Below are 7,616 nucleotides of genomic sequence, written 5' to 3' on the forward strand. Positions count from 1 at the left end.
TACAGCTCCGCGTACCGCAGCGTGAACAGCGTCTGCACCAGCAGCCAGGACAGGGCCACTGACGCCAGCGCCAGCAGCCCGCCGCCCAGACCGGACCTGCCTTCGCCGCTATGGGAATCAACGACGACGGCGGCCACCGCGCCGAGGCTCGCAAAGGTGACCGAACAGTTCTTCCGGACGCGGGCGTAGAGGCAATCAGGACGACTCCTGGCCCTGTCGTCCACGGCGAATGACGAGCATGTGGTCGATGGCGCCCAACGTCAGTCGAGGAATCTTGGCAAGCCGTCTCCACAAGAAATAGATCTGGAAGTCCACGCCTTTTCGTTCGGACTTTGATTTGAGGACATCCCTCCAGGAGGCGAAACCCAATCGAATTGATTCCTTCAGGCCGCCAAATTGCCCGCACCGAATCAAAAGAAGGCCCAGATGAGCGCCGACGACTGGCGCGAGGAGTAATGCGGGCGTGTGGCACCACTTGAAGCGAAGTTCACTGCGCCACCTCAATTGACGCCTTCGCAGGGGCTCGCGGTCAGCATTGGGGCAATGCACAACCGGGTCTGAGGTGCCGTGCCTAACGACCATGCCAGCGGCCAAGAGGCGAATCGCTATGTCGGATTCCTCGCAGTAGAACTTATAGGATTCACGCAGGCCGCCGCAGTCGAGTACGGCATCCCGGCGCAGACCGTGCGCGGCACCGATGAAGCTCCTGGTCAGCTCAATCGAACGGCCAGACATATCGCCCTGCATTAGTGTCCCATTTTCAATAAAGGGAATGGCAATTGCTGCAATGCTGGGTGACGTAAAGTCGTCAAGGGTTTGTTGAGCAGTGTGGGCGGACATAAAGTACGCATCGTCGTCCAAGATGATGACAAACGGTGTGGAAGCCGCCTGGATACAAATATTCCGGGCGGCGATAAGGCCTACATTTGCTCGGCCCACGATGAGCCTTACGCTGGGAAACTGCTCCCGGACAGCCTCTGCCGTACCATCCGAGGACGCGTCATCGTAAACAATGATGGGGATTGGCGGCTCCTGTGTAAGAGCGCTTGAAAGCAACCTCGTCAGATCATCAACCCGGTTATACGTGGAAACACACAAACTGATCTGATTCATTGGCTTAGCCTCGGCGGCGCTCACGGTTCGGCCTTCCGTTGCTGCGCCGTGCGAAATGCCCACTGCGCTTTTAGCCTGTCGAGGCCTTCCTTGCCCACCAAGGTCATGGCCGCCTGCTTCATCAGGGATCGGCCCGAGTCCAGCGCGACCCGGCGTGGCCTCTCCAGTGCGAAGTCCCTCATGAGGTCGAGTCGGCCGACGTCGTCAATGCCGTCGAGCAAGGCTCCGAACGTAGCGCGATACGCGGCCGGCGATACACGCTTCCCGCGGATTCTGTTGCTGACATTGGAATCGTGAACGACTTGGAGCCATGCCGGGGCACCGGTGATCTCGCGGACGCGCATCGACTGTCCCAGCAGGTTGTGCCAATCCGACCAGCATGTCCGGGCGGCCCCCCATTCTTCCCGGACAGAGCAGAAGGCATTTGACCGGTCCCGGCGGAGGTAAAGGGCGCTGCCACTGGTGATCAGACCGTTGGTCAGGTAGAGCGCCGAACGGATGCCGTCGCTTCCGGCGGCCTGCAGACGTTCGACGAAGTCCGCCGCCAGGCCGTCGTCATTGTCCAGGTTGGTGGTCAGGAGCTCCCGGTGATTCGCTCCGGAAACTGAGCGCAGGTCCTCGAGGAGTTCGCTGCGTCCGACCTCGGCCCGGTAGATGGGGGTGAATGTCCCGCGGTGGTTGAGGTCGTCCATGGCGCTGACCAGCCATTCGGGGCTTTGCGGGTCGAGATAGATAATCCACTTGAAATCCTGGCGGGTCTGTTCAAGCACCGAGGGCAGGCAAAACCGGCGGAATAACTCGATCCGAGTACGCAGCCAGCCATCCTTCGCCCGCACAATGCTCTCGGCACCTGCCGACGGGAGGTTGAACCGGGTCAGCAGCACGTGATCGACGCCGGCGCTGCTTTGATCTCCTGCCGGCGGCCGGAAGGTCCTGGGTTGGCTCATGGCTTGACTCCTTGTAGTGTCTCGAGAATCTGGGCCGCCCTGACGTGCCAGGTATGCAGGGCAGCGACGTCGCGCCGCCGGGGCCCGAGGTCAGCCTCATCCGGGCTGTCGAGGATCCTCCGGACCTGGTTGGCGAAATCGACGGGCCCGGATCCGATGGCGACATGTTCGGTGTCGAGCCAGCGGACTGCCGGCAGGTCGCTCGCAACGACGGGCATTCCGGATGCGAGGTACTCCAGCGTCTTGAGAGGAAAGCTCGAGCGGTTGAATGCCGTGTCCGCATAGGGGGTCAACCCCACACCGATCTCAGCCAGGTGCGGAGCGAGTTCCCGGGACGGGAGTTCGCCGAGCCAGGTCACGTTGGGCGCGGCAAGGAAGGCATCGAGCCGCCTCCCTGTCTCTTCGTCGTGCTCAGTGCGGGGACCGATCACCAGGAGTGGGATTCCGGCGTTCTGGACGGCTTCAAGAAGCTGCATGTCCAGTCGCTCATTCAACTGTCCGATGAGGCCGGCATTCCGGCGGCGCGGCGTGCCATGCTCCCAGCGGTCCGGAAGCTCGCAGCCATTCGGGATCACGACGACGGAAGCGGCCGCGCCGGCGGTCCCCGCCAGGACCGAAGCAAGGGGTGGGGAGACCGTGGCACACACGTCGGCGGTTCGCAGGTTGTCCCGCAGCCGCCTTTGCACCAACCGGCGGGACAGGTTCATGAGTTCGGCTCCCGCAACCCAGTCGTCGGTGACGTACAGGAGCTTTGTTCCTGCGACTCCCGCGGGAAATCTGCTGATCGGCGAGGAGAGAATAGTTGCGAAGGGGCGCAACCGGTGCCGTCGGAGTGCCGTCTTGATGGCGCGGGCCAGAAGGACATTTGCGACGGAGGAGTACCCAAGACGGGCAAATCCGGGGACCGACAGGGAACGCACCCGGGTGATACCCGGTGCCACCTCCATGACTTCGACAGTTCGTAGGCCCCGCCCCCACCGGTTCTGATTGGCCCGGTGTAGGGGAAGCGGCGGATCGATCCACAGGACCGGGACGTCGGCAGCCAAGGCCATGGCGAGCCGGTAGTCGGTTCCGTGCACGTCATCCCAGCGGCTCCCCGGAATATAGAGGAGCACTTCCTGTTCCGGTGTCCGGCGCTTTTTCATGGGGATGCCTGCCGTGCGCCATGCGCAGCAAAGGCCGTGGCCGCAGGCTTGCGACCCGCCAGAGGGAGGGAAGTGAAGCCGTCAGCTGGAGCGGACCCCATCAGCCCAGCCGCGTCGATCCAGTCATCCGACATTTCGAGAACCCCGGTGCGAGGCAACTCGGTCGTCCGTGTCCTCATGATGCTGCCTCCACGGAGTCGGTGGCCGCGAGGGAAAGCTGTCGAAGAATAGCCCGACCGCCTTTCCGGGAAGGCTCGTGGGACTCAAGACCGAAGTCGCCCCCCCGTAGGAGGCCGGCGAGAAGCCTGTAACCGCCGACGGTCGTCGTTCCGTTGATGATGACAAGCGAACAGGTAGACAGGGCAGTGATATCTGCGGCAGTGGGGGGATGGGCGTCGACTTCGTGCAGGCTGATGAGAGTCAGTACCCGTTCGGATCGTGGCTGCCCAAATAGTCCCTGCGTGGATGCTTGGGCGCAGGAATCGACGTGATGCAGGGGAGGAAGCCACGGGTTCATCCGAAGACCCGCTTCAAGAGCCGCGCGTCCCCTGGCTTCCGGCGTGCCCACTAGGACCGCATACGAAAGCTGTTCTCGGCGGGCGAGGTCCTTGATCGTCGTTGTCCATTCGTCCGACACAATTCGCTGCTTGTACGGGGATAACATCATGCGCGCACGCTGGATCCACCCGGACTTCAGACGAGTCCTGACGGTTCGAACCAACCGCTTTGGAATCCGGCGCCAATATGCTGCACCGTTCGGTCGAATCGGTCGAAGTTCCGCGGGGTGAGCCTGACCGGGTATCGCGCTTTCCTTGAGTAGCTGGGCACTTCCTTGCTGACCGCATGTGAGGAGCATGGTGACGAATTCTTGCCGCCATAAGTCCCAGCTGAGCTCGGGCACAGGGGCAATAGTCGGGCGTACTCCAATCCCTTCGCTGCGAATGGGCATGGTCTCCAGGTCAGGACGCAATGTGGCCAGTACTGAGCGCACGCGGTCCAGCTCAGGGTGCTTCAGGTTGGGAAAGCGGTTCGATGACGAAGCTGCTTTGGTCATCTCGCCGGCGCAAACCAGCGATCGTAGAAAGCACGCCCAAAGAACGGGGTCAGGATCAGCGGCTCCCCGCGCGTCGAGATTCTCAGACACCGCCTGGGTAGCCCAGTCCAATGCAGCCTCACAGTCGCCTTTCGTGAGGCCCGCAAATACCAACCCGGGAATGGCTTCTGGAATGGAGTAAAAGTTCAGGCACTTCAGGAATTCGCGCTCCGCAAGCTGCGGCAGTCCAGACCGAAGCAACCGCCAGCCCGCCGCGAGATAGGTTCTGTCGGTGCCAGGTCCCACGATAATTGGCCGAGGGGAATCCGCTGGGGATAAGGCAAGCGGGCCGCTGGGGTTCTCCTGAGTGATCTTCTGTCCCGGTTTTCGCTCCAGATTCAAGTGGAGCCATTCCGAGACCTGGCTGCGGTTCGCCTCCGTATGCCTCGAATGCACGAGTTCGAACCCGGCTTGGGTAATGCTTCGAAGTTGTTCCTGGTCACTCGACAGGGCATCCAGCTTCTGGAGCACATCATTCGGATCAGCGAAGACACAGTTGACCATGTCTTCGAACCCGAACGCCTCCAATCCCGGGGTCCGCTCGGTTACCAAGCAGGACATTGATGCGGGAATCTCAAGTTGCTTGCGAACGACTTCCTTGGCCATGCTGCCGCAAGTCGGGACAAAGACGCTGGCGTTCAGCAATTTCGCATAGCGTTCACCGTAGACAGTTCGCGCCGTAGCTCCCCCCCACCCAAAATGCGGCATGGTCATGGTCGCGTAATTCTTCGACAGTACTCTGCTGACAGCGTTGCGCCACGGATAGTGGGGTTCCTGGCTTCCAGTGACAAGAATTGGGATATTCTTCTCCAGCCCGTAGTCATGAAAAACCGCTGGATCGATTGCGTTCGGCCAGACGAAGAGATTTCCTGCGATGTCGGGCGAATATTCAGCCATGGCCACCGACGTTGTGAAGTAGTTCTCAACGCCCCAGTGCGACATATCGGAGATGAAAACGGCACGCGCGATATCGTATGCGTCAGAATGCAGGAAGCCCAGTTTGGGAATGTCGGACCGGGCGTCTGTATTGGTAATCCGGCGACCCCCGGAATACACCCCCGATTCGAAGACGCTGAGGGCAGGTTCAAATTTGTCGCAGACCTGGCCATAGTCGCAGTCATAGTCAACTACTTCCACTTCGAAAAAGTAACTTAGTGTGCGGACCTGTGCATCCAAATGCTGCGAAAGAAAAGGCGCAAGCCCGGGTTTGGTCCAACGGAAAAGTAGCATCCTTGGGAGGGCGCCACCTGCACTAGCTGTCATTTTGACCCCTGCCTACTGAAACTTTCTTCCCGAATGTGCCCATCAATGACCCGTAGAGGCGAATAGAACGCAGGACTCGTCCTTGGAGGGGATGGGGAAGGAACTGGACGACCATCGGAACCACCAGGAGGCAATAGGTCGTTCCGCCAACGAGGCCTCCGGCAACGAGGCTGCCCAAAGGTTGGCTGAACCAACTGGAGGCCCACAGTGCCATTGCCCCGGCCAGCACCGAGGCGAAAACCGGGGTGGCCATGGAGACGGCGAGTACCCGCCCTGCCGAGGCGACTGATCCGCGCAGAGACCAGAGGTACATGGGCACAATGACAAGGATAATGACGGCGACGTGGGCATATGCGGCGCCTGTCAGCCCAAGCTGTGAAACCCCCACCGCAACTGAGGGGATCAAGGCTGCTATCCAAACGGATTGGACGACCATGACTGTGCCGGATCGACCCGTTCCAACCAGTAGGTTGGACAGCAACAGTGATAGGGAGAACAGTGCGCCATACACGGCCAGGATAGACAGGACGGGCGCAGCCAAAATCCAGGTCTCCCCGTAGATCACTTCGATAAGCGAGTGGGACAGCGCCACCGTAAGTGCTCCAACCGGAAATGCTATCAACGAAACCATTTGGGTTGCGCGCCTAAGCATTTGCCTTAGGCCATCGGGATCGGATCCCATTGCCGAGAATGCCGGCATGGCTACGCTATTGATCGTGGAGCTGAGCACCGATGTGGACCATGAGGCAACAGTGAAGGCCAGCATGTATATCCCCAATTCGTCGATTCCCAAAGACTTGGCAATAATTGCGTAATCCGCGTTAAGGAGGACGTAGGTCAGCAGATTAGCTCCAGCAAGAGGAAGTCCGAATCGGAGAACGGGCATGACCTCAGGTCGTTTCAGCCGCGGCCAATAGTGCCGCTTTACGCTAACGGCCATAACGACTCCGCCTATTAGCTGTCCCAGGACCCTTGACCAGGCGAAGGCCAGCGCACCGTTCCCCTCGACGGCCAAGAAGATGAGAAGTGCATTCATGGGCAGGAAACTGACGACACTCGCGAGTAAGACTCTGTCTTGCCGGAACTCTCGGACGAGTAGGGCACCCGGGACCGTGAAGACGCCCCCTAAAAAGACAGCTATGGACAAGACGCGAATCGCTTGTGCTGCTTCGGACGCACCCAAGGACGTTGCCAGTGGCTCCGCAGCCAGGGCCATGATGCAGGCCAGCGTGAAGCTGCTCAAAAGTGCGAGCAGCGCTACGGTGGATGCCACGCGATCCGGATCAAGGTCGCGCCTCGCAATGCAAGAGGACAGGCCCAGTTCGCCAAAACTCGATACGACGGCATGAACCACAAGCGCAACGGCAAAGATGCCAAAGTCGCGAGGCGTGACAATCCGAATAACCAACGCCATGATCGCGATGTTGGTAACTTTCAGGAGCAGGGTGTTGACCCCGCTCCATAGGGCCCCCTTGATCGCACGCACGCCCACTTCGGCGTCAGCATTCGTTGCGCCGACTGATCGATCGCCTGGATTAGTCTTGTTCATTTCCGTCCCAGTGCGGCAACCGACTTTTCGGCGATATATTCTTGTGGCTCAGCAGAGAAAAGCGGACACATCGGCAGGGAGCGGATGAGAACCTGTCGGTACTCATTCAAGGTGGGGATCCCCGCGAGCGATGACGACTTGCCGCTGCCGTGTCCTCCCGTGACAATCAGGTCGGATTCCCTTGGACTGCGGATTAGCGCACGAATCCGCGCAAGTTCCTTGTTGCGGCCGAACAAAACCATGACTGCCCCCATTCCACCCCGAGAGACCATTCAGCCGGGGTTTCCGAAGAGAAGAATCAGGTCCCGAACTGACATATATACCTCCGCACGCCAACGCTTTTTGCAAAACGAAGGTCCGGGTCACGCTCGGGGTTGGAGCGAAGGCCCTGACCAAAATGGCTGTGCTTTTTGCAAATATAGCCGGGGGCATGCCGGGGGCCTAGGGCGCCGAAATAGTCGAGTAGGGCATCGGATGAAGTCGAGTAGTTTTCCTGTCCAATACTC

General features: G+C 60.1%; 7 protein-coding genes. All 7 read right to left on the minus strand.

The features are described 5' to 3' along the window. Positions 1-224: DUF1345 domain-containing protein (locus tag AC1DC5_RS18895; protein ID WP_476866178.1), on the minus strand; the 224-nt coding region annotated here is incomplete at its 3' end. Next, positions 196-1,137 carry a glycosyltransferase family 2 protein gene (locus AC1DC5_RS18900; protein WP_476866179.1) on the minus strand — a complete coding sequence of 314 codons (942 nt, stop codon included), beginning with the start codon at positions 1,135-1,137 and terminating at the stop codon, positions 196-198. The genes AC1DC5_RS18900 and AC1DC5_RS18895, both read right to left, overlap by 29 nt. Further along, the gene (locus AC1DC5_RS18905; protein WP_476866180.1) at positions 1,134-2,060 is read right to left on the minus strand and encodes a glycosyltransferase; all 927 of its coding nucleotides are present in this window, start codon (positions 2,058-2,060) and stop codon (positions 1,134-1,136) included. The genes AC1DC5_RS18900 and AC1DC5_RS18905 overlap by 4 nt, the downstream gene beginning before the upstream one ends. Then, entirely contained in the window at positions 2,057-3,205 is a 1,149-nt protein-coding gene (locus AC1DC5_RS18910) for a glycosyltransferase (protein WP_476866181.1), read from the minus strand. Before AC1DC5_RS18910 ends, AC1DC5_RS18905 begins: the two co-directional genes overlap by 4 nt. 175 nt (positions 3,206-3,380) lie before the next feature. Further along, entirely contained in the window at positions 3,381-5,435 is a 2,055-nt protein-coding gene (locus AC1DC5_RS18915) for a glycosyltransferase family protein (RefSeq protein ID WP_476866182.1), read from the minus strand. A gap of 115 nt (positions 5,436-5,550) precedes the next feature. Beyond that, positions 5,551-7,110, minus strand: coding sequence for an oligosaccharide flippase family protein (locus AC1DC5_RS18920; protein WP_476866183.1), 1,560 nt, complete (start codon positions 7,108-7,110; stop codon positions 5,551-5,553). Then, positions 7,107-7,352 (minus strand): hypothetical protein, encoded by a 246-nt coding sequence (locus AC1DC5_RS18925; protein WP_476866184.1) that lies wholly within the window; start codon positions 7,350-7,352, stop codon positions 7,107-7,109. The genes AC1DC5_RS18920 and AC1DC5_RS18925 overlap by 4 nt, the downstream gene beginning before the upstream one ends. Positions 7,353-7,616 lie beyond the last annotated feature (264 nt).

This window comes from Arthrobacter sp. 10L424 (genome assembly GCF_056395325.1).

Excerpts from the sequence above, each read along its gene's own strand:
- AC1DC5_RS18905 (WP_476866180.1), bottom strand. The coding sequence starts at position 2,060 with ATGAGCCAACCCAGGACCTTCCGGCCGCCGGCAGGAGATCAAAGCAGC.
- AC1DC5_RS18910 (WP_476866181.1), bottom strand. The coding sequence starts at position 3,205 with ATGAAAAAGCGCCGGACACCGGAACAGGAAGTGCTCCTCTATATTCCG.
- AC1DC5_RS18920 (WP_476866183.1), bottom strand. The coding sequence starts at position 7,110 with ATGAACAAGACTAATCCAGGCGATCGATCAGTCGGCGCAACGAATGCT.
- AC1DC5_RS18925 (WP_476866184.1), bottom strand. The coding sequence starts at position 7,352 with ATGGTTTTGTTCGGCCGCAACAAGGAACTTGCGCGGATTCGTGCGCTA.